This window comes from Treponema bryantii NK4A124 (assembly GCF_000421345.1).
GTDB lineage: Bacteria > Spirochaetota > Spirochaetia > Treponematales > Treponemataceae > Treponema_D > Treponema_D bryantii_B.
In genome coordinates this window covers 109,894-133,014 of record NZ_ATWV01000002.1, presented here as the reverse complement: position 1 = coordinate 133,014, position 23,121 = coordinate 109,894, and the positions used below count along the sequence as shown (strand labels likewise).

The window sequence follows — 23,121 nt, the reverse complement described above, 5'->3', positions numbered from 1 at the left end:
TTCTATTCCTGATTATTCGTCGTCTTCGTCTGCCTTAAAAGATGCCTCTTCATCTGCAAAAACTCCAGTCTCCTCATCAGAGAAAACAAGTTCCTTGTGCTTTTGTTGCAAAAAGAAGAAACAAATTAAAAAAACAGCTATTAAGAGCATAAAGAGCGGTCCCAGAGTAATTGCAACAGTTCTGAAAGAAAGTTTAATAAGGCCGAAAGAAAAAAAGGAATACCAGCAGCCCATACCAAACAATGTAATGGAAGGAATAAGATAACCGAATTTTAAAACCTTATACTTCCATTTACCGGCAACAAACCATAAAAGGCCTGCAGAAACACCTAAAAGAGGCCACATTTCGTGAAGTGCAAATGAAAAAAAGATATATGTAATAAGATAAATTAAACTCCAGCTTAAATATAAAAGTCCCATGAAAAAGTGAAAAAACTTTTTAGTAACTTTTTTTGCGATAAGAAGAGTTGCAAGACCAATTCCTGCCTGGGCAACAATGAAAATTATATTTAAGATATTTGCAGAAGTAGAGACTGGTTGTACCAGAGCAATGGCAGCACAACCAAATGCAAAAAGAATGCCAAAAACTAAAAGGACATAAATTGATTTTATATTTTTCTCAGTATCCATATAGGTCAGCTCCCCTATAAATATAACACTCAATTACAATCGAAATGCGCTTGTATCCTATTTTTCTATAATACTAGTAAAAAATAATCTTTACAATAACAATTCACTATGATAAATTCAAAAATATGAAATTAAAAAGAATTATTACTAATCTTCTATATATATCATTATTTATTCCACTTACATTATTTTCGGCCTGTAAAAACACTAAAACAAGTAAAAATCCCCAGAAAACAGAAGCTTTACAAAACCACCAGCAGGAACTGCAGAATCTGCTGGAATCACAGACATTTAATGGAAAACAGAAATATTCCCTCATAAAACAGATTGCAGATACCCTTCGCAGCGAAAAGGACTATCAGGGACTCATTCTTTTTTTAACAGACTGGGTAGATAAAAATCCGGATGATATGTACAACTCCTACTGGCTTTTGATGACTGCAGACGCCTACCTTGCCCAGGGAGCAGAGCCGGTTGCTGAATACTATTTTGACCGCATTTTACAGCAGTGTCCCGACCTTTTAATAAAAGGCAATTCGGCTCACTTTATCTGTCTGCAAAAGCTTATTCAGATAAGTAAAACACCTTCTCACAGAATTAAGTATTTTAATGAACTGATAAGCCGTTTTCCTCAGAATGTAAACACAACAGAGCTTTACCTGCGCCTTGCCCTGGAATATCAGAACGACAGCCAGTGGTCTCAGGCCCTCAAAACCTACTCTCTCTTCCTTGAACAGCCTGATGCAACTACAATTCAGATTCCTGGCGAGCCGGATGCTTACAAAAATGCCCGCCACCTGGTAGATTTTAATAATTCTTCTAAAGACTGGACCTTTGAAAGCCTTTCTGCCCTTGAAGAAGCCGTTAAAAAGGCTATCCGCAATTACGACTGGCGTTCTCTGGATAAATATAAGGCTAAGGTAAACTTTTTCTCTATGTCCTGGAAGCAGGATGAAAACGATGCCAATGCCCAGGAAGAGTTTTCTATGTACTCATGGATGCGTGGAAAGAGAATCCGCTATAACGACAGTCTGGACGAAGCCTCTAACCCTAACGAAGCATACCTCAGAACCTGGGGCTGGAACTCTTATGTTCCTGTATGGTACCTGTATTTCCGCAAGGTTGATTTCCCGCTTGATCCGGATATTCACGGTAACTGGGAATGGGCCGGTATTTACCTTGGAAATAAGCTGTAATGAAAAAAATCTTCACCATTTTTGCTGCACTGATTATTTCTGCCTCCATGTTTGCTGAAGATGCGGTGGTTGAGGCCCTCGAAACCACCGGTAGCTCGGCCGCAGAACCTCTTGCAAGTGATGACGCAGCTCCCCTCTCCTTTACCGAAGAACCTATGGAAGAAGAGGTTGTAGAAGACGAAGCTTTTCTTGAGCTTTTAAAAACCGCCCTCCTTCCAGAACTGCATCCCCTGGATAAGGAAAACGGAGCCCCTCCGGAGCACATAGCCATATCCTTTATTTCTGATGAAGAAATTGCAAAACCCGAAGTTGAGCGCTTTCGAAAAATGTACCTGTCCCCAAAATGGTCTGCCCTGCTTAGAGGCTACCTTGAAAGCGCAATGGAATACCGTCTTTTTGTACGAAAGGCAGTAAGCGACCGCCAGATGCCGGAAATGCTGGAATACCTTCCGGTAGTAGAATCCAATTACAAAACAAGCGCAAAAAGCCGCTCAGGTGCAATCGGCATGTGGCAGTTTATGGCAAACAGCGTCTGGCCCTTCCTTACACTCAACGATTTTGTAGACGAACGCCTTGACCCATGGAAGTCTACAGATGCAGCACTGCGAAAACTTACAGATAACTACAATATCTTTAATGACTGGCTGCTTGCAATAGGTGCCTACAACTGCGGAGTTGGTGCTATGAACCGCGCCATTAAAAGAGCCGGCGGGGTAAAAGATTTCTGGTATCTGGCAGAAAACGGCTATCTTTCAAAGCAAACCGCCGAATATGTTCCAAAGCTTATTGCCATTGCAGACCTTGCAATCAACAGTGAGTATTACGGCATAGACATTCCAAACCACAAGGAAGAATATGAGCTTCTGGAAAATGAAAAAAACGGAAACTTCGATTATCTTACAGTGCACAAGGCCTACTCCATCAATCAGCTGGCCCAGGAAATGCGCATGGATGCAGCAACACTCAAACGCCTTAATCCTTCTTATACAATGGGCATGACCCATCCGTCTAAAGCAAGCGAAATCCGACTGCCCCTGGGTATGAAACAGTCTGCCGAAGACGCCCTTGCAAACCTGACACCGGTAGAATTTCCTTTTAAGTATACGGTTGTTGCAGGAGATTCCCTCTGGTCTATTTCCCGCAAGTACAAAACCAGCGTAAGTGCCATCTGCGAGCTCAACGGCATAAAGGAAAACGCAATCCTCAAAATTGGAAAAATACTTTATATTCCTTCAAAATAAGCCGATTGTAGAAGAAGAGGAAAACCATTATGTTCAAACGACATCTTGCCCTTGCTGCAGCACTGGCAGTTTTTTCAATTGTTCCACTTTTTGCTCAGGCAAGTCAAAATTATGACACTAAAATAGAAGCAATCAGTTCAATCAACTGGATTACTAAGGAATTTGTTACAAATATTTCCCTGGATGCAAACAAGGCAAATATTCAGATGCCATCTGGAAAAAAGGTTGCTTCTGCATACATCAAATCTAAAATGCTTCCCCTGATTCAGCCTCCCCTGCTTTCACTTTTTGAGAATTCAGAAAACGACCTTTCTGAAGCAGTAATAAACGAAGACCTTACTTTAGACCAGGTTTACAGCTTTATTATGAGCGGCCACAAAACACCGGATGTTTTTTCTAAAGACCTCAATTATTTAAATACTACTAATACGACAAATATAAATGATATCGGAAAGCAGCTTGTAAGACACAACTATCCGTTTAATCCGCAGAAACCAATTGAGTCGGTTCCTTCAAGAGCCTTCAGCGGAATTATCATTGATGCCCGCGGAGCCTTTCCCGTTCACGGTGAATATGTAAAAAGTGAAGTTTATGCCTGCTTCTTCCCTCAAATCTGGGATGACCAGATGAACAGCATTTATGAAAAAAATATAGTAACACCTTCGATTGTTACAGAAAAAGGCCTCGCCGGTTATCATTATTCTGATGATGTTGCAGAATACGAAGACCGTGTTGGTTCAGACCCGCTTTATATAAAGGCCTCTCAGGTTTACGGCCGCAACCGCACAGACCCGGTAATTAAGCACCGCGATGCACTTAAAATCCTTACTGTACCAGAAAACATTAAGCTTTTGCAGGAAGGCAAGGTTGTAATTCTCCTGGATAAGAAAAACCTGATTTATGATATCAGTGTTCCGGAAAAAACACCTGCTTATTACGTAAAATATAATGCCGTAAAGCAGTACTTCTATGAAAATAAGATTCCTGGAGTTACAATTTCTGATACCAGTCTTGGTTATATGTTTGATGTGAACCTGCGTTTTTATCCAGATTCTCCAGAGCTCTTACCTGAAGAAAAAGGCCGCATTGAGCTCATTGCAGAAAAACTTATGGATATTCTGGAAGATGAAGGATATTCCATTCTGATAGAAGGACACACTGCAGATGTAGGTAAACCGGTTGGACAGCTAAACCTTTCAATTGAAAGAACCCGCACAGTTATGAATGCCCTTATAAAAGAAGGACTGGACGAAAAGATTTTCACCTATAAGGGTTTTGGCGGTACTATGCCTGTTGCTGATAATGATACAGAAGCCGGCCGCGCCCAGAACCGCCGCGTTCGTATTATTGCCCGCCCGCGTGCCACTTACATTCAGCGCGACTGGAACTAAGACTTCTTTTTCTTAGCTCTTTTTTCCATATACATTAATGCATCAGCCTCGCTTAAAAGCGGGGTTATTTTATAGCCCATTTTTGTAGATGGATAAGGAACAAAGCCCATACTTATAGAAAGAGTAAAGCCCTGTTCATTTCCTCCCGACCAGATTCTGCAGTCTTCATCTATCTGCTCCCGGATTTTTTTCAAGGCTTTTTTTGTAAGGCCCGGGCTTATAATTGCAAATTCATCACCACCAATACGGGAAATAATATCGTTAGAACGGAAGTTACTCTTTAAGATAATTGATTCTGCAAGTATTGCACGGTCGCCGGCTTCATGACCATAAAGGTCGTTTATTTTTTTGAGACCATCCATATCGCAGTAAATTACCATACCGCTCTGTCCCATTGCTTTTGCAAATTTAAGCGTAGTTTCACCAAAAGAAAAGAGACCACGTCTGTTATAAAGGCCTGTGAGCTCATCTGTAGAAGCAATAAGATCCAGCTCATCAATCTTTTTACGAACACGGGAAGTTTCGCTGTGAGCCAGTGAGAAAGAATAAACTGAAGCAATTGTGGAAGATAAAAGCCTTACAAAGAGATCATAAATAATACTGTCATAATTTCCTGGCCTTATAACGATATAGCCATACTGCAGGGTAGAATGATAGATTGAAAAAACAATAACGCCTTCCGATGTAATTTTCATTACCCCTTCCGGAAGCATCATTTCTTTTGGATTACATTTTATCTCTTTCTTTTCAAGATTTGAATCAAAGCCTGTTGTATCATCAAAACCCGAAAAAAGATGAGCCTGCTTTGGAAGATGAAAATAATCAAAAGGAGTAGCCATTTCTATAGGCTTTTCATAAAGAACAATTGCACAGGCACTTATTCCAAAAGAACGAACATCATCATTTATTCTTTTGCACAACTGGTCATAAGTCATATCTGACTGCATTTCTGTATAAAAGGCTGTAGTCTGATAGAACTCGCCCTTTTTTCTATACCATTCAGTGCCAGAGCTTGTTCTTAAATAAGGCTTTTCTGCATCAGATTCAAATTCAAAATTTCTTGCATGAGGAGCAGTTTTGTCGTAAGCTACACGCCTTGTAGATTCCCTCATTACAGGAATTGCAGTCATAACAGTAAGCTTATCGCAGGGTTTACCTTCAATTTCTTTCATAAGATTTAAGGCAGCAAGGTAGCCCTGGCCTTCAAAATTCTGCTTTATTGTTGTAAGAGTTGGTATACAGGTATCTGCATTGTAAAGATTATCAAAACCAACAACTACAACATCATCAGGAACCTTTTTACCGATTTCATTACAGAAGTCCATTGCGGCAAAGGCCATTTCATCATTCATACATATAATTGCATCAAAATCAAAGTTGCTTGTAACCCTGTAAAAAGAACGGAGATCCTCTATTGTCGGACCATAACTCAATTCCGATTTCCATACCACAATATCATCTTCATCAATATTGTGCTCTGTAAGAATTGCCTTAATGTTTTTAATACGGTTCTTTATTTCCGGTAAATTTCCTCGAACTCCAAGAATACCGAATTTATGACAGTGCTGTCTTTTTATAAGTTCATCAATAATTGATTGATAAGCCTCTTCATTTTCTACAATTACAGAAGGAATTCCCTGTATTTCCATTGAAATGTTAGCAATAGGAAGAGGTTTAAAGGATTTTATATAAGATGCAGCTTCTGTTTTATTAAAAGAATGCATTATTGAACCGGAAATAAAAATTGCTCCGTCAAGATTCTTTGAAGAAACAAAGGAAGATACTGCTGCATTCTGATAGTCAAATGCACCGCTTAAATCTTGAATTCGTCCTATTGAAAAGACAATAAGCTCTGCATTTTTTTCCTGACACGCAAGCGAGACACCACGGATTATTCTTTCCGCGTATTCAGAAACTACATAATCGATTATAAGCCCTATTCGCATACTCTCATACCAATCATTAAAATTTTAAATAAATATTTTTAAATAAATTATTGTTAACTTTATGGGCTAAGTTAATTATAAATGAAAAATATGGGTTTGTCATTATAAAAAATTATTATAGTTAATCCTTTATAATTTCGAGCGATTTGGCCTGATATTGGGGCAGGAATTTCTTTTTTGTACCGGTAGAAAACTGCACTTCTATTACAAATTCGCCGGAATTATTGTAAGCATTCACAATTGCACCGTCTCCATAGTCATCGTGGTAAACGTGCAGGCCTTTTTTCCACTTAGAAGCCAGTCCAGAATCCCCAGGAGCAGAACCTGCAGCAGCAAAAGCAGAGGCATCGCGGCCAAACTGTCCGTAAGGAGAAGATTTTCGGGTCGAGAAGCCAAAAGGAGCCTGGCCAATCACCGTAAAGGCTTCTGCGGCTTCTTTTATAAAAGGACTTGGCCGCATAAAATCCCAGCGGCCGTAAAGACAGCGCTTTGCAGTTGATGTAACGTACAGTTCATCGCGGGCTCGGGTAATTCCTACGTAAAAGAGGCGGCGTTCTTCTTCCAGTTCTGCACCAACCTTTTCCATACGGGGAAAAACACCTTCTTCAAGGCCGGTTATGATTACCCGGTTATATTCCAGACCCTTGGTATTATGCAGTGTGATAAGAGTAACTGCATCGTCGCCAACAGCCTGATTTTCTGCATCAAGAGTTCGGTCCAGGTTGATAGCATCAAGGAATTGCAAGAGACCATCCATTGTACACTTATACGGAACTGCAGTATTAACCAGTTCCTGAAGGTTCTGTACCCGGGTTGTTCCTTCAATCTCGTCTCCGGCTTTATGGTATTCATCCAGGCCGGAATCGCGGATAACCCTTTCGACAAAATCAGAAAGATTCTTATTTTCATCAAAGCAGCCGGCAAGAGTTTCAAAAAGCTTTATAAAAGTACCGGCCCCCTCGCCTGCCTTTTTGGAAAGTCCATCCTTATGGTTTTTAAGGTTTTCAAGCAAATCAGAATATACAGGCACTCCTTCCGGATTAAGTGTGAAGGCCGTTTCCATCAGCTTGTCCTGTGTTTTTTCGCCTATTCCCCTCGGCGGTTTATTTATTATTCGACGGAAGGAAATTTCGTCCTTGTGGTTTGCACAGAAGGAAATATAGGCAAGAGTATCTTTGATTTCTTCGCGTTCATAGAACTTAAGGGAACCAACAACAACATAAGGAATCTTTCTGTGCAGAAATTCTTTTTCAAAGCCGAGAGACTGAGCATTGGTACGGTAAAGAATTGCCCAATCCGAATATTTAGCCTTAGGCCGGCCCCCTTCCCCCTCAAGAGATTTCAACACAAGGTCTGCCGTAAACTTTGCCTCTGCATTCTGGTCAGGTAAAAATGCAAGAACAGGCTTTCCACCCTCACCCCGGTCGGCAACCAGAGTTTTTTCAAGGCTACCGTGATGGTTCTTTTTTACGACAAGGCCTGCCGCATTAAGAATACTTGCAGTAGAACGGTAGTTTCGCTCAAGTTTTATGATTTCAGTACCCGGGAACTTTTCCGGGAAGGTAAGAATATTTTCTACTTCTGCGCCACGGAATTTGTAAATAGACTGGTCATCATCACCAACAACGCAGACGTAAGTTCCGCTGCCCTGCTTTACCCCGGAAAGGTTCTGAAGCAGACGGTACTGAGCAATGTTAGAGTCCTGATACTCATCCACCATAATCACTTTAAAAAGATTGTGAATGTAGTCTGCAATTTCACTGTAAGACTCGAGAATCTGTACCGGCAGCATAATTAAATCACCAAAATCAGCATTACCGGTTGCCCGAAGCCGCTTCTGATATTTTGAATAGATATCGTTTAAATCAAACTCACTGCCTATAATTCCAAGGTCATCTTCCGGTGTAAGACAATAATCCTTACAAAGAGAAATCTGATGAGCTGCAAGGCGGACTTCTTTTGCAGAAAGAGACGGTTCTGCCTTTTTTATCAGAGTTGCCATATCATCATCATCATAAACAGAAAAGGTTGGCTCTACCCCACCATGCTCTGCAAACTTTCGCAGAAACCAGGAACCAAAGGAGTGGAAAGTCTGAATCTTTGCATCAGAAGCACGTTCATCAATTGCAACGGCACGCTCGCGCATTTCGTTGGCTGCCTTTTTTGTAAAGGTTACCGAAAGGATAGACCAGGGATCTATATTCTTTTCTTTTATGAGATAGGCAATTTTAGTTGTAATTACACGGGTCTTGCCGGAACCGGCACCCGCAAGAATTAAAAGGGGCGAACCTTCGTGAACTACGGCCGCCCTCTGCTCTTCATTAAGTGAATCGAGATAATTATTGTCTTGCATGCTTTTTCTTTTTTTCTTTATAAAGATCTTTATCTGCTTCGCTGAGTAACTGTTTCAAAACACTGGACTTCTGTAAATCAACCGCACCAAGACTTATTGAAAGTGTAAATGGCAGTTGATTTTCTATTGAAACTTTTTTGCAGAGCATATCAATTTTCAGCTTTGTATGTTCTACATAACCAATTTTCATACCCAGAGCAACAATACCAAACTCATCTCCACTCAGACGGCCAATAACATCAGAAGAACGGAAAATATCTTTAAGAACACGAGCCTGAAGCATAATTGCCTTGTCACCCATTTCGTGTCCGTAAGTATCGTTGATTTTTTTGAGGCCGTCCATATCTGCAAAAAAGATTACACCAGAAGTATCGGTTTCCTGCAAAAGGTCAAGGGCAGCCTGGCCCTGCTCTATAAAGCCGCGGCGGTTAAGAATACCGGTAAGCTCATCCATACGAGACTGCAGTGCAAGATCAGAATTTTCCCGTTCAAGATTGCGGCCTTCCTGAATCTTACTTGTATATTCATAAGCCTGAGCAACAGCATTCATAATGATTTTAAGATACACGTTATAATCAGCAAACTTTTTTTCTTTTATGCGGCATATCATGTATCCATAGTTTGCTTCTCCAAGGAAAATCGGATTAAGAAGAAATACTCCGCTTATGTCTTCCATTGTTCTGGCAGGGAAAATCTTTTCATGTGGATCTGATGTAAGCCCTGGTCTGAAAACTTCTGTTTTATTTAATTCAGTATAGAACATATGAAGTTCTGCCTTATCCGGCAAAACAAATTCCTTTTCTGAATCTATAAGCTGAACTTCCTTAAAAAAGTGAATTGCAAGACCGCTCATAGCACACTCACTTGTAATATACTTTAAGCTGAAGAACATCTGCTTAAGGGTATTAAAGCCCCGGATTGTATCCATAAGGGTTACAATTGTATTTTTTTCATTCAGAGCATTTACAAACTGCATTACGCCGTCATTCTTTTCGTTCAAATCAGAACAGATTTCGCCATCAACATTTTTGTAGATAGGCATTGAACGGTCCATACCTATGCAGCCACAGGACTGACGGAACTTTGGAACCAGAGGATTCAAAAGAATCTTTTTCATTTTTTCGCCGTTCAAAACACGGTCTGCAATTTCCGCTGCTTCATAGCCCTGGCTGTAAATATCCTGATTGATTGTTGAAAGTTTTGGAGTCATCATGCTTGCAACAATGGCATCATCAAATCCAATAACCTTAACATCCTGAGGAACCCTTACCCCTATTTCTTCAAAGGCTCGGATACAGCCGGAAGCCATCATGTCGTTTGCACAGACAACAGCATCAAAAGGAATGTCATTTTTTGATTTAAAGCGGGCAATTATTTCATCATGAGCCTTAAAGTCTGTAAAATTACCGTCATAAACCATATCCGGATAGAAAGTAAGCTTACAGGCATCAAGAGCTGCTGTAAAAGCGTCGTAGCGCTCAAGGGCTTCTTTGGATTTTGTTTCGTTTGCAGAAAAGAAGGCAATTTTTTTGCAGTCATGCTCACGTTTCAGATGATTTACAATGTCTTTTATGCTTTTGCGGCAGTCTGCCTGAATGACATAGCCGTTTTTTGTGAGCGGGTCCAGAGCAATGGAAATTATAGGTTTTGGTTCAAATTCTTTGAACATTTCGCGGAGGCGGTCTTCCTTCATTTGGGAAGCATAAAGTCCGCTTACACAGATTATTGCATCTACTTCCTTTGATTTTGCATATTCAAAGCCGGTACAGTACTGGTAATCAAATGCACCTGTATTTATACCGGGAATTCGTGTTTGAATGATTACTACCTTAGCTTCTTTGTCATGAAAATAATCAGAAATACCACTTAAAACATCAAGGCTGTATTCAATATTAAATGTCGGAATTAAAACTGCAATAACTTTCATTTTTCTAGTCCGATTTTACCATTATACACTAGAAAACAAATTTTCGCTCGTTTTTTTCGCTCTTTTTTCGAGAAATTTTGATAAATCTGGAATCCAGGTCCACACCTGTGCTGGCAAGCACTTTTACAGTTACTACCGAGCCGGCTTTTAGGGATGTAAGGGCCTCTTTATCATCCAGGTCGTAGCGGATTACAACAGAACCGTCTACTTCCGGAGCCTGGAACCAGGCACGACCGATTGCGAGGCCTTCTTCTTCCACATTTTCTGAGTTTTCCTGGCTCTCGCCGCCTGTCACAAGTTCTTCAACCAGAACTTCGAGTTCTTTTCCTACATAGCGCTGCAGGTGGTCTGCAGTAATGGCTGTCTGAAGCTCTTCAAGCCGTGCTGCACGGGCTTTGGCGGTTTTAGCAGGCACACGGCCCTTCATACTGTAGGCAGGAGTATCCTCCTCGCGGCTGTAAGGGAAGCAGCCAGACCAGTCCGGCTGAATTTCTTCGAGGAAGCGGGCTGTATTTTCGGCCGCCTCGTCTGATTCGCCGGGAAAGCCTGTAAGGAAGGTTGTGCGGAGGACAGCTCCCGGTAACTGGCGGCGGATTTTCTTTACAAGAGCGGTATACTCCTTAAAAGAACCGGTGCGGTTCATTGCAAGAATTATTCCGTCATCGCCGCTCTGAAAAGGAATATCAAAATATGGAAGCAGGCGGCCTTTTCCGGCCTTAATTGCTTCAATAATATCATCAGAGAAATGATCCGGGTGGATGTAAAGAGGACGTACAATAAAGTCGCCCGGAATTTCGGTGATTTTTTTGAGCAGCTCGGCCAGTGAAGTCTTTGTATCACTACCATAAGCAGCAAGATCCTGCCCTATCAGATTGATTTCGTAAACACCGTCTTTTACAAGTTTTTTTATTTCACGGAGAATTTCTGTTTCTTTTCGGCTTCTAAGCTCACCGCGGATAAGAGGAATTGCACAGAATGAACAGTGATTTGAACAGCCTTCTGTGATTTTAACAAAGGCAGAGCCCGGGAAGTTGAAAATTACAGGGCGGTCACCACCGCAAACACCCTTCTGGGGGAAAGTTTCTGCTCCACGCTGCTTTTTTATGCTGTCCATAAAATCAGCTATTTTAGAGAGGTCGCCGTTGCCAAAAACACCGTCTAGTTCGGGCATCTGTTCTATAAGCTGGTCTGCATAACGCTCGGCCAGGCAGCCGGTAAGTACAAGCTTTGCATTTGGATATGCCTGTTTGATATTACAAACAGCATCAATTGATTCTTTTTTAGCTGATTGAATAAAGCCGCAGGAATTAACGAGAATAAAATCTGCTTCATCGGCATTGAGGGTAAACTCATAGCCGCGCTCCATCAAAAAGCCCGCAATGAGTTCTCCGTCGGTCTGGTTTTTGGCACAACCGTGCTGGTCTATAAAAAATTTCATATTGTTCCCTGGGGATGATTAGTCGAGTTCGATTACAACAAGCTTATACTTGCCGTCTGTATCTTTAATCCACTTGATATCTTCAACGAAAATCTGACCTGCAGCACCAATATCAAGATCGAAAGACTTGGAATCTGCAATGATTGTGATTTTTACAGTGTTGAAGTTAGACATCCAGAGGCGGATACCGTTACGTGGAGTTGCAGTAAAGAGATCGCCACGGGCAAAGTAAGACTCTACAGAGTGAGAATTATCAACACGGTCGCGGAAGAGACAAGGACCACGGAAGCTTGCATTAACCGTAAACGGATATGCACGGTTATCTTCGTGAATAACCTTATATGGATGTGAAGACTTAACCTCTGAAGCAAATGGAATTTCTTCTGCCGCAACAACAGAAGTTGGCTCAACTGCAACACCATGGCGGAGAAGAATGCTTACTTCGGCACCACGGCTTTCATCAGTTGAAGAAATGTCCGAAACATAAACAATCATGTCCGACGCATTATCGCCGTTTATATCAAGTTCAGATTCTTCTGCAAGTTCGATATAGTAAACTCCGGAAGGAGTATCAATTCCAAAGGCAGAAAGAGTATCGCGTACTGTAAGAATGATTTTTCCATCGTTTTCTGTAGGAATAAAAAGCTGATCTCCCTTATAAACACGCTGGGTAAACTTTTTATCAGAAAGTTCGTACTGACGGCTTTTCATACCGCTGGCAACAACTACACCATCATCTGTCTTATTTTTCTTTTTAACGTTGATAAGAATAAGAACAGTTACGACAACTGCTACAAGAAGAACAGAAGGAATTATGATTGCCGGTAAAAAGTAGCGCGGGCGGTGAGGCTCGTAAAGCCCCTGAGGCAGCGGCGATTCCTGAATCTGTTTGTTGCGGTAAAGCTTAAGTATGAATTCAGAATCAAGTTCAAGGTAATCTGCATAATTCTTAAGAAAGCCCACCATATAGGCATCGCCAGGGAAAACAGAATTGTCTTCTTCTTCAAGTCCTGCAAGATATCTTTTTTCTATTGAGATTTCGCGGCTTGCACGGTCCAGGTCAAGCTGCTTTGATTCGCGTGTTGTTCTTAAAAGTTCGCCGTAGCTTTCCATACCACACTACTCCGTAAAGAGGAAGTTATTGTAATTGTTTGCCGAAGATGGAGCATCGTAAACAAAACGCTGTTCAGAAAGATCCTGATTCAGCACATAATCAAAGAAGTCAAAAACAAATTCCTCCCCTTTAGGAGTAACTGCTTCTATACGACGAATAAGCTTTGTTTCATTGTTAATTGCAAGTTTTATATAACGGAAGGCTTCTGAAGCACTCTTTCTTGTAAGAATCAGTTTTACAACCATTTCGTCAGAACCTTCTTCGAGAGGTTCCGGGTTCTGGCCAGTCTCATAAGCGACAGTATAATAGCGGGACATGAGAGAGAGCCCCTGAGGTGTTGAAAGATTTGTTGCATTACCGGCAGAACCTGGAGTTACCTGCTGCTGAAGAACTGCTTCTGCCGGCTCTTTGATGTAGATGGTGAGCATATCTCCGTTGAAGCAGATTACCTGTTCTTCAGGATTTGTGTAGTCCATTCTCAAAAGATTAGGTGCCTTAAAAGAAAGCTTTCCTCGAGACTCGTTCTTTTCTATTTTGATTTCAAAATCTACTTCGTAATCTTTAATTGTGCCGTAATATTCAGAAATAGTCTTAAAATATGCGCTGGCAGTTGTTATGTTCTGTGCAAATAAAACTGTAGAAATAAAAAGTGCGCAAAATGAAATTACATGCTTTTTCATATCATTACATTATATAGAGAAATCTGGAAATTGTCTATTTATTCAAGAATAGCACCTTTATCGGCAGAAGAGACAAGCTTAGCGTAACGTGCCAGATATCCTGACTTTACTTTAGGTTCCGGTGCTTTCCAGGCAGCACGGCGGCGTTCAAGCTCTTCATCGCTTACTTCAAGGGTAATCTTGTAGTTATTGATGTCGAGAGTAATCATATCACCCTCTTGAACCAGAGCAATTGGACCGCCTACGGCAGCTTCAGGAGAACAGTGACCAAGAGAAGCACCTCGGGTAGCACCTGAGAAGCGGCCGTCTGTAATGAGGGCAACTTCCTTGTCCAGTCCCTGGCCGGCAAGTGCGGCAGTTACAGCAAGCATTTCTCTCATACCAGGGCCGCCCTTTGGTCCTTCGTAACGGATAACAACAACGTCCCCGCTCTTAATCTGGCGGTTCTGTACTGCATCCATTGCTTCGCTTTCGTCGTTGAAAACGCGGGCTGGTCCTGTGTGCTTCATAAGCTCTTTTGCACAGGCAGAACGTTTTACAACAGTTCCGTTTGGAGCAAGATTTCCAAACAAAATAGCGAGTCCACCGTTGTCACTGAATGGATTTTCAATTGGGCGGAGAACCTCCGGGTTGCGGTTGCGAACTCCGGCGATATTTTCTGCGACTGTGTGGCCGGTTACAGTCATAAGACTTGTATCAATCAGATTTTTCTTAGCAAGCTCTGCAAGAACAGCCTGTACACCACCAGCATCATCGAGCTCGCACATAAAGGTGTGACCGGCAGGAGCCAGGTGACAGAGATTTGGAGTTCTGTTAGAGATTTCATTTACCATGTGAAGGTCAATGCTTAAGCCTGCTTCGTGGGCGATTGCAGGCAGGTGCAGCATTGTATTCGAAGAACAGCCCAGAGCCATATCTGCAGCAAGGGCATTCTCAAAGTTTTTCATTGTGAGCATCTTGCGGGCTGTAATCCCCTTTTCAAACATTTCCATAACCTTCATACCGGCGTGCTTTGCAAGAGCTATACGGCGGCCACTTACAGCAGGAATTGTTCCGTTTCCAGGCAGGCCAAGGCCAATAGATTCTGTAAGGCAGTTCATAGAGTTTGCGGTAAACATTCCCGAGCAGGCACCACAGCCAGGACAGGCAACAGTTTCCATTTCGCGAAGCTGGTCTTCATTTATACGTCCGCTGGCAACAGCGCCAACGGCTTCAAACATATCAGTAAGCGACAAATTACGGCCGCTGTATGGGTTCGACTCATCCTTTCCAGGCAGGTGACCTGGCATCATAGGTCCACCGGAACAGAAAACTGTAGGAAGATCCAGGCGGGCTGCGGCCATCAGCATACCGGGAACAATTTTGTCGCAGTTAGGAATCATAACGAGGGCATCAAACTGATGAGCCTTTGTCATACATTCAATTGAGTCTGCAATGAGTTCGCGGGTAACAAGGGAATACTTCATTCCTTCGTGGCCCATGGCAATTCCGTCGCAGACACCGATTGCAGGGAACTCTACAGGAGTACCACCAGCCATACGGATGCCGGCTTTTACAGCCTCGGCAATGCGGTCAAGTTCAATATGGCCGGGAATAATCTCGTTCTTTGCACAACAAACGCCAACGAGAGGGCGATCTAATTCTTCATCAGTATATCCCATTGCGTAAAACAATGAGCGGTGTGGCGCACGGGCAACACCTTTTTTTGCGTTATCACTTTTCATATTTTTTTCCTCGTGGTGATTTTACTCGTATTTATCTCTAATGACAAGTTTTACGAGTGTTTTTGTTTTTTCAAGAGCAGAGTGTCGCTGCTGGGCAAGCTCTTCTTTTTTCAAACTGATTCGGGCGTAATCGCAGATTGTTTTTCCAAAATCAGAAAGTGTCGAAGGAGATTCTGCCTCACAGGCAAGTATAACATTCTTTTTAGAAATAAAATGTCTGAAGAACTCTGCAAATTCATCATTATCAAGTGGGAGTCCATAAAGCATAATGATTCGCTTGTAATCCTGAATCTTTGCAAAATAATTACAGCAGGCTATAAGCTTAGATGAGAAGTTATCTTTTCCATTTTCATCTTTAACAAGCTTTTCAGCAATTACAAATAATTCAGGATCATCTGGAAGCTGGCCCTTTGGCTGGCACTCTATTATCTTACTTAAGCCGACAGAATCGGTGAGAATCTGGGCTTTGCTGTCGAGAACATCTGGATTATCAGCATTGTGAGTAGCAAGTTCAGCCTCTTCGTTTTTAGCAAAAAGCTTTTCAAGTTCATCATTAGAAACAGCAGGCTCAGTTGAAAGTGAAGAATCAGACATAACAGACATAGTATGTGAAAGCACCTGACTTTCTTCTTCACTTACAGCTACATCTTCAGTGGCAGCAGAACGCTCTTTTTCTTCGCCCATAATATCAGCCAGCATAGAATCAACTGCTCTATCTTCATTAACCTGAGGCTTTTCAAATACCGGCTCAGGAGGATTATTCTCAAATTTTCCTTCATCGGCAAAGGCAGCTGGACCAGATGCTTCTGACTGCTCCTTTACCTGCATAAATTCTGCTTCTTCTGCAGAGGCACCAATTTCTGCGCTGAAGGTATCATCCTCTTCGAAATCTTCATCATCAACTTCTGCAAAACCGGCAGAAATATCATCAGCATTATCCTTATAGAAAGAAACTGACTGACCTGCAGCACCGTTTACACGAAGAACAATTCTGTCTCCTTCGTCTGCGGCTTCATACAAACAGCCGTCATTTTCACCAATGTAGAAAAGACCTGTATCACCATCTACACGAAGATTGCGGAGAGCTGTACAGCCTTCAAAGGCATCTGGGGCTACATACTCAAGACTTGTAGGGAAAACTACACTTTCGAGCGAAGTACAATCTGCAACAGCACGAGACTCAATACGGCGAACTGTTGGTGGAATTACAAGAGATTTAATTGATTTACAGCCTTCAAAAACACTTTCCGGTAAAGTAGTAATTCCTGCACGGAAAGGAATTTCTGGAAGAGATTCGCAGTTTTTAAAAAGCCCTTTAGAAAAAGCTGAAACTGCATTAGGCATTGTAACTTTAGTAAGAGCCGAACATCCCGCAAAAAGATTATCAGGCAGCTCTGTAAGACCGGAAGGAAGCTTTACCTTTTCGAGAGCCTTTGAATCTGCAAAAAGAGCATTACCAAGTTTTGTTACAGAATCCGGCAATGAGATTGATTCATAAGGGCATTCTGTAAAAACTTCGTCATCAATTATATGGGCGCCAAAAGGAATACGGCCGGTAAAATCTGGAACTGTATCATCAACACCAAGAACAGTGTGTAAATCTTCAGAATAAATAAGTCCGTTTTTTTTGATATAAGAGCTCATAAACTTTCCTTAAAAACAGTTTTGTCTATTTTACCATAGGAAAGAGAATTTGTCACACGGATTTTGTAGCAATCTATTTACTAAGCTTTAATTCAAATGAATCTACCAGGGCTATCCATGAGGCTTCAATTACGTCGGAAGAAACGCCCACGGTAGTCCAGCTGGTCTGGCCGTCTGTAGATTCAATGATTACACGAACGCGGGCCGCAGTTGCAGACTTAGAGTCGAGAACACGTACCTTATAGTCCACAAGCCGGAAGTTAGAAACAACCGGATAAAACTTTTCCAGAGCCTTACGAAGGGCAATATCGAGCGCGTTGACAGGACCGTCTCCCTCACCCGCTGTAATTTCAAAGTTACCGTCTACTTCAACCTTAATCTGGGCACAGCAGCAAACGCCCTCTTCCGGCCGCGGATTAGAACCGGTTGTCTGATAGTAGTGAAGCTTAAAGAAAGGCTTATACTGGCCAAGCATTTTGCGAACCAGAAGCTCAAAAGAACCGTCGGCACCTTCAAACTGATAGCCTGCAGACTCGAGTTCTTTTACCTTAGCCATAAGGTCGCTTACAATCGGGTCGTTGCGTTTTACTTCCGGGGCAAAGCGGCGGATTTTTTCGAGAATTGTGGAACGGCCTGCGACTTCACTCATAAGGAAAACGCGGCTGTTGCCTACAGATTCCGGCTCTATATGCTCGTAGGCAAAAGGATTTTTGAGTACAGCATCAATATGCATTCCGGCCTTGTGGGCAAAGGCATCTTTACCGACATAAGGAGACTGAGGATTTACCCGGATATTTGTGAGCTCCGCAACACGCTTGCAGCTAGAAGTAAGATTTTTAAGGCTCTCTTGGGGAATAACCTGATAGCCCATTTTTATCTGAAGATTAGGAATGATTGTTGAAAGATTTGCGTTACCGGTGCGCTCGCCAAAACCAAGGAGAACACCCTGAACATGAGTAGCGCCTTCTTTTACCGCAACAAGTGAGTTAGCCACGGCTAAGCCGCAGTCATTATGAGTGTGGATTCCAACGGTAACCTTTTTGCCGTAAAGTTTAACTACCTCAGCAACAGCTCGTCGGCATTCATCAATCATAAAGCCGCCCTTTGTTTCGCAGAGACAAAGTACACTGGCACCGCCTTCTACAGCTGCCTTGAGAGATTCAAGGGCATAGGCCTTGTCTTCTTCGTAGGCAGTGAAAAAATGTTCTGCGTCGTAGATTACCTTGCGACCGTTTTTTACAAGATACTCGCAGGACTCGCGTATCATTTTGAGATTTTCTTCAGGAGTAGTTTTGAGAATATCTGTTACCTGGAAAGTCCAGGACTTACCAAAGATTACAACTGTTTTTGTATTGGCAGCAAGAAGACTCTTGAGATTTGCATCATCTTCGCAGCGGCAATTTTTACGGCGGGTAGAACCAAAGGCACAAACCTGTGCGTTCTTAAATTTAACATCCGCTACCGCTTTGAAAAACTCCATATCCTTAGGATTCGACCCCGGGTTCCCCGCTTCAATATAGGTAACACCAAGCTCGTCGAGCTCACGGCAGATGTGAAGCTTGTCCTGAACAGAAAAGCTTATACCCTCGCCCTGAGCACCGTCTCGTAATGTCGAATCAAGAATCTCAATTTTCTTCATAGTCTGATTATGGAAGAAATATAAGTGTTTTGCAAGTGGAGAATATAACCACACGGATTGGATTTTGCTAACGCAAAATCATAAACAAAATATAATGGAATTACGTTAGTAATTCCGAATCCGTGTGGCAATATTATTGCTTAAAGAACTCAATTGAATTTTCATAGCAAATGCGCTTTACCAGTTCGCCCAGATTTTCTTCATCCCAGGGGAACTCGCCCTGCTCTACTAAGTTGCCGACAAAATTGCAGAGAATGCGGCGGAAGTATTCGTGGCGAGGATAAGAAAGGAAGCTGCGGCTGTCTGTAAGCATACCCACATAAGAGCCCAGGGGAGCTGTGCGGGCATACACACGAAGCTGTTCTTCGATTCCGTCTTTGTGATCATTGAACCACCAGGCCGGACCAAACTGACAGTTGCGGAAGTTTGCGGCCATTGTAGCAAGAGCTTCGTTATCTTTTGGATTGAGATTGTAAAGAATTGTGCGTGGACCACGGTGGTTGAGTGCCTGCGAAGCAGGTTTATCGAAACCACCAAATGCGCTGTAAATTGCGTTGAGAACTGCGCCAAGCTGAGGAGCAAAATTAAAATCATTAAGGCTGTCTTCGCCGATATTTTTTCCGGCTGCAGAAAGCATTGCAAAGTTGTTGTCGCGAAGGGCTCCGATATGAATCTGCATTACAAAGCCTTTCTGAGCATAAAGCTTGCCGAGTTCTGTGAGCACCCAGCCCTTATACTGTGCAATTTCATCTGGACGGAGTTTTTTACCAATCCAGGCTTTTTCGAAAATGTAGTTTACATCATCAAATTTTGTTGGAAGATAAAAATCCCCTTCGAGTGAGTGGTCACTAACAACAGAGCCGTTAGTCTTAAAAAAGTCCATGCGGCGGCCAAGGGCTGCAATCATATCATTTATAGAAGTAAATCTTGTACCGTCCATTTCCTGCAGGCGGCTGATATATGCCGGATATGCCGGATTTTCAGGAGACAGAGGGATGTCCGGGCGGAAGGAAGGACGAACCTTGCAGTTCTTCCAATCGCCGGCAATTTTTTTATGCCATTCAAGAGTGTCCAGAGGGTCGTCGGTTGTGCAAAGCTCGCGGACATTCATTTTTTCGAGCAGGCCGCGTGGGCTATATTCTGCTTTTGCAAGAAGGGCATTACACTTGTCCCAGATTTCGCGGGCATTTTTTTCTGTCACAGGAACATCAATTCCAAAATAGCGCTTGAGCTCAAGATGACTCCAGTGATACAAAGGATTTCCCGGACAGAGCTGAAGAGTGCGGACAAAGGCAAGATATCTGTTGTAATCGTACTCGGCGGTTTCGATACGTCCGCTTTGCGGACACTCAACCACCGGCTTCACCGAACCATCTTTATTGAGATGGCCGGTAATCAGCTTTTCATCAACTCCAGCTGCACGCATTGCCCGCCATTTGTAGTGGTCATGATCCAGCCAGGCATTTGCAAGATTTCCAAGAGGTTTGTTTTCAAAAATTTCCAGAGGGCTCAAATGATTATGAAAATCGAAAATCGGCTGATTTTCTGCATATTTATGATATAAAGTCTGAGCTGCTTCGCTCTGCAAAATAAAATCTTCATCAAGAAAAGTTTTCATGTTTTTACCTCGAATACTAGTATATCACAACATAAACATTAGGTTAAGAGAAGCAAAGAGTCCTTTATACAAATCTCCTGCAATTTCTTTTTCTATCATTCTTTTTCCATCAAAATTATAACCACACTGCAGGGAAGCAAAAGAAGCATTAATTTCTCCATAAAAAGAATAATACTGAAAGCTGTATTTTGTTTTATCCTTAAGAACAAAGCTGGAATTTTTATTCATGACTCCGACAGCAAAATAAATTAAATCTTTTGCCCTGGTATTAACAAAAGGATAGCACATAATTGCACAGTCAAAACCTAAATCTCTTATGGACTTAAAACCAATCAGACCAAGGCTGCCTCTGAAACGGAACATTGACCTGGGAAACAGAGTAAACTTTACAGAAGGAGGTCCCATCATTGAAATCGAGGCAGACAAAATATCATTCTTATAATTAAAGGAGAAAACAGGAAGCAGAAAAAAATAAATATCCATGCCCTTAAAACTAACATCAAAGTCGCCCACAATAAGTCCAATGCCACCGGTAAGATTTTTATTCTCCGTCTTGATAAACTGGCGGGTATAGAGCAAGGCTCCTGTCAGAGTCTTAAGACTTGAAAAAGGTACCTCCCCATTAGAAGCCAGCATTCCCATAAAACCATTTTTTCCGGCCGTAATATTCAGCATGGCACTGCAGCCATGAATCCGCTTTACTTCATCTGGCCCCAGTCCCTGCGTAAAATAATCCTGAGAATAACTGAGACCAGTCATAATCATGTCCGGTCCTTTAGCTTCAGTATTCTGCCCTTTTATTCTGGCGTACTGAAGATTTGCAGAAGGTGAAAAGACAAAGTCCTTTTCATCAATCTGAAGCATTTTAAAAGTGAGATTTGGAATAAAAAGATTTTTTGGACTTTGCACTGCCCGCTCAGGCTGAGGCTGTGTCTCTTCCTGAGCAAAAGCAATTGCAAAGAATTGTGAAAAAAAGAAGATTATAAAGAAAAGTTTTTTCATAGTGACTTAAGCACTTCGCGAACTGAGCCCTTTCCGGCAGAAAGTTTTGCAAAGTACTCTTTCACTATATCAGCAAGACCTGCTTCAAACAAGTCTACGCCAAAAATTTCCTTGCGGTGAAGAAGTGAATCAATGTCGTCAGGAACATACTTCTTGCATTCATCCAGCAGAGGATCCGGACTGAGTTCAAAAGCTTTTCCGTCATCACCGATTCCTGTAAGGTAGCGCAGCCAGAGGGCAAATACAAGAGGAATAACCTTGAGGTCTGCAACGTGGAGGTCGCTGCGACCAAGGTATCCCTTTATAGTCTCACCAAAACGGATGCTGAGTTTCTGAGAAGTATCGCAGGCAATGCGCTGTGGTGTATCAGGCATAAATGGATTTGGAATACGGATATTTACAACCTCGTCAATAAAGTCGCGAGGCTTAATGATTCCAGGATCAACTACAACAGGCAGTCCTTCGTCGTAACCGAGTCTCTTAACAAGACGCAGCAAATCAGGATCTTTCATTTCATCAGCAATCAAAGTGTAACCGAGTAAGCAACCACTAACAGCAAGGAAGGTATGAAGAGGATTGAGACATGTACAAACCTTCATCTTTTCTACCTTGTCTACAGTTGCGCGGTCTGTAAAGTAAAGACCTGCCTTTTCGAGTTCAGGGCGGCCGTTAGGGAAATTATCTTCAATAACAAGATACTGGCACTCCTCTGCGTTTACAAAAGGAGCAACGTAAGTTTTCTTACTTGTGATAACCGGCTCAAGCTGCTCAATTCCATCATCAGCCAGAATCTTTTCAATTTTTGCGTCAGGGCGAGGAGTGATTTTATCAATCATTGTCCAAGGGAAGCTGACCTTAGAATTGTTGTTTACATAGTCGAGGAAGCCAGGCTTACATACACCGCGGTTTTCCCATTCCTTTGCAAACTCGTTTACAGCAGCATAAAGTTTGTCACCGTTGTGAGAACAGTTATCCATGCTGACCATAGCGATTGGAAGCTCGCCATTTACATAGCGTTCGTGAAGAAGAGTTACTACCTTACCAATGTATGATTTTGGAAGAACTGGGCCTGCCGCAAAGTCGTCTTCAACACCAGGCATTGAAACGCCTGCTGCATTGCGAAGAAGGTAGCCCTTTTCTGTAATTGTAAAAGTAACCATCTGAAGGGATGGATTACGGAAAATCTCACAAAGGCGGGCCCAGTCTTTTTCGTTTTCGCTGTCTGCGGCAAGGGCTTCCATAATAGAGCCGACTACAGTTTTTTCAACTGAACCGCTGGACTTCAAAGTAACAAGAGCGCCGATGTTGTCGTGTGGACGATACATCTTTTCAATGATTTCGTAGTCGTAGCCTTCTGCTACAACAAGACCGCGGTCAAGAACTCCCTTGTTCAAAAGCTCCTGAACAACGTTAGCCTGGAAGGCGCGGAAAATATTTCCTGCACCAAAATGAATCCAGAAAGGATTTGCCTTAGTGGCAGCTTCAACAGCTGCACGGTCAAATTTTGGAAGGGAATAACCTTTTGCTTCCCATTCCGCAGTATTTTTTATTCCTTCGATAGTTAATTTCATAATGTGC

16 protein-coding genes are annotated in these 23,121 nt (G+C 42.3%); 3 read left to right on the top strand and 13 right to left on the bottom strand.

Annotated elements, in window-relative coordinates; all coding sequences use genetic code 11:
- Positions 1-12: 12 nt before the first annotated feature.
- Positions 13-630 (bottom strand): hypothetical protein, encoded by a 618-nt coding sequence (locus G626_RS0102205; RefSeq protein WP_022931161.1) that lies wholly within the window; start codon positions 628-630, stop codon positions 13-15.
- Positions 631-755: 125 nt separating this feature from the next.
- Here G626_RS0102205 and G626_RS0102200 point away from each other — a divergent pair, with 125 nt between their 5' ends.
- The 3 genes from G626_RS0102200 to G626_RS0102190 are packed head-to-tail and all read left to right on the top strand — an operon-like array spanning position 756 to position 4,458.
- Positions 756-1,826 (top strand): tetratricopeptide repeat protein, encoded by a 1,071-nt coding sequence (locus tag G626_RS0102200; RefSeq protein ID WP_022931160.1) that lies wholly within the window; start codon positions 756-758, stop codon positions 1,824-1,826.
- The gene (locus G626_RS15075; protein ID WP_022931159.1) at positions 1,826-3,067 is read left to right on the top strand and encodes a lytic transglycosylase domain-containing protein; all 1,242 of its coding nucleotides are present in this window, start codon (positions 1,826-1,828) and stop codon (positions 3,065-3,067) included. The genes G626_RS0102200 and G626_RS15075 overlap by 1 nt, the downstream gene beginning before the upstream one ends.
- Positions 3,068-3,096: 29 nt before the next feature.
- On the top strand, positions 3,097-4,458 hold the full coding sequence (locus G626_RS0102190) for an OmpA family protein (RefSeq protein ID WP_022931158.1): 1,362 nt from the start codon (positions 3,097-3,099) through the stop codon (positions 4,456-4,458).
- Here the strand turns inward: G626_RS0102190 and G626_RS17145 are convergent.
- From G626_RS17145 to G626_RS0102130, 12 genes are all read right to left on the bottom strand, one after another.
- The gene (locus tag G626_RS17145) at positions 4,455-6,404 is read right to left on the bottom strand and encodes a GGDEF domain-containing protein (protein ID WP_022931157.1); all 1,950 of its coding nucleotides are present in this window, start codon (positions 6,402-6,404) and stop codon (positions 4,455-4,457) included. The genes G626_RS0102190 and G626_RS17145 overlap by 4 nt on opposite strands.
- A gap of 121 nt (positions 6,405-6,525) precedes the next feature.
- Positions 6,526-8,757, bottom strand: coding sequence for an ATP-dependent helicase (locus tag G626_RS0102180; RefSeq protein WP_022931156.1), 2,232 nt, complete (start codon positions 8,755-8,757; stop codon positions 6,526-6,528).
- Complete coding sequence (locus tag G626_RS0102175; RefSeq protein ID WP_022931155.1) at positions 8,744-10,684, bottom strand: diguanylate cyclase domain-containing protein; 1,941 nt, start codon at positions 10,682-10,684, stop codon at positions 8,744-8,746. Before G626_RS0102175 ends, G626_RS0102180 begins: the two co-directional genes overlap by 14 nt.
- Positions 10,685-10,712: 28 nt before the next feature.
- A complete protein-coding gene (gene rimO, locus G626_RS15065) occupies positions 10,713-12,122 on the bottom strand; it encodes a 30S ribosomal protein S12 methylthiotransferase RimO (RefSeq protein WP_022931154.1) in 1,410 nt (469 codons plus the stop codon).
- Positions 12,123-12,140: 18 nt separating this feature from the next.
- Positions 12,141-13,235, bottom strand: coding sequence for a helix-turn-helix domain-containing protein (locus tag G626_RS0102165; RefSeq protein WP_022931153.1), 1,095 nt, complete (start codon positions 13,233-13,235; stop codon positions 12,141-12,143).
- Between the two features lie 6 nt (positions 13,236-13,241).
- Positions 13,242-13,916, bottom strand: a complete 675-nt coding sequence (locus tag G626_RS0102160; protein WP_022931152.1) for a LolA family protein — start codon at positions 13,914-13,916, stop codon at positions 13,242-13,244.
- Between the two features lie 38 nt (positions 13,917-13,954).
- Complete coding sequence (gene ilvD / locus G626_RS0102155; protein ID WP_022931151.1) at positions 13,955-15,640, bottom strand: dihydroxy-acid dehydratase; 1,686 nt, start codon at positions 15,638-15,640, stop codon at positions 13,955-13,957.
- Positions 15,641-15,661: 21 nt separating this feature from the next.
- A complete protein-coding gene (locus tag G626_RS0102150) occupies positions 15,662-17,284 on the bottom strand; it encodes a leucine-rich repeat domain-containing protein (RefSeq protein ID WP_022931150.1) in 1,623 nt (540 codons plus the stop codon).
- 73 nt (positions 17,285-17,357) lie between these two features.
- On the bottom strand, positions 17,358-18,923 hold the full coding sequence (cimA, locus tag G626_RS0102145) for a citramalate synthase (protein WP_022931149.1): 1,566 nt from the start codon (positions 18,921-18,923) through the stop codon (positions 17,358-17,360).
- Positions 18,924-19,056: 133 nt separating this feature from the next.
- Positions 19,057-20,541, bottom strand: coding sequence for a glucuronate isomerase (gene uxaC / locus G626_RS0102140; RefSeq protein ID WP_022931148.1), 1,485 nt, complete (start codon positions 20,539-20,541; stop codon positions 19,057-19,059).
- 24 nt (positions 20,542-20,565) lie between these two features.
- A complete protein-coding gene (locus G626_RS0102135) occupies positions 20,566-21,543 on the bottom strand; it encodes a hypothetical protein (RefSeq protein WP_022931147.1) in 978 nt (325 codons plus the stop codon).
- A complete protein-coding gene (locus tag G626_RS0102130; RefSeq protein WP_022931146.1) occupies positions 21,540-23,114 on the bottom strand; it encodes a mannitol dehydrogenase family protein in 1,575 nt (524 codons plus the stop codon). Before G626_RS0102130 ends, G626_RS0102135 begins: the two co-directional genes overlap by 4 nt.
- Between the last annotated feature and the right edge of the window lie 7 nt (positions 23,115-23,121).